The organism is Neisseria sp. P0021.S006 (assembly GCF_051956895.1).
On the sequence record NZ_JBQCWZ010001096.1, the window covers coordinates 1 to 501 of the forward strand.

At 41.7% G+C, this 501-nt stretch carries 1 protein-coding gene; it reads right to left on the minus strand.

From position 1 onward, the window contains the following. Positions 1–62 precede the first annotated feature (62 nt). Positions 63–501: DUF4870 family protein (locus ACTHUM_RS18925; RefSeq protein WP_440403816.1), on the minus strand; the 439-nt coding region annotated here is incomplete at its 5' end.

Below are 501 nucleotides of genomic sequence, written 5' to 3' on the forward strand. Positions count from 1 at the left end.
ACTTTCAGCAGTACTGAAACCAACACGCTGCAAACGATACTTGCCAATAAATATGTCATGCTTTAGAACCATCCTTGATTAGAAACAGGCTTATCTTCATTCAGTTTAATCAATCCGACGACTACACGATAAATGAGCCAAACACCGGTTGCCGCCAAAATCAGCCAACCGATTAAGATAAGTATGGTCAGCATCCCTAAAACCATACCAATCAAAGACACCCAAAATGTCTTAATCAGATAATCAATATGGCTGGCGTAAATGCTGCCTTGCGCTTCATCGCGTTTGATAAACGCCAAAATCACACCGACGACGGGTGTAAACCAAATAAACAAGCCCAAGGCATATGTCACATAGGCAATAAAAACATAGTTTTTCACTTCGGATTTGGACGTATTGACCATATTGCCCCCCGTATTATTGTTCCCTGTATTATAGTTTGCCGTATGATTGGCCGCCGTATCATTGAAGCTGTTTTCTTTGACTTCCTGACGCTCGTAC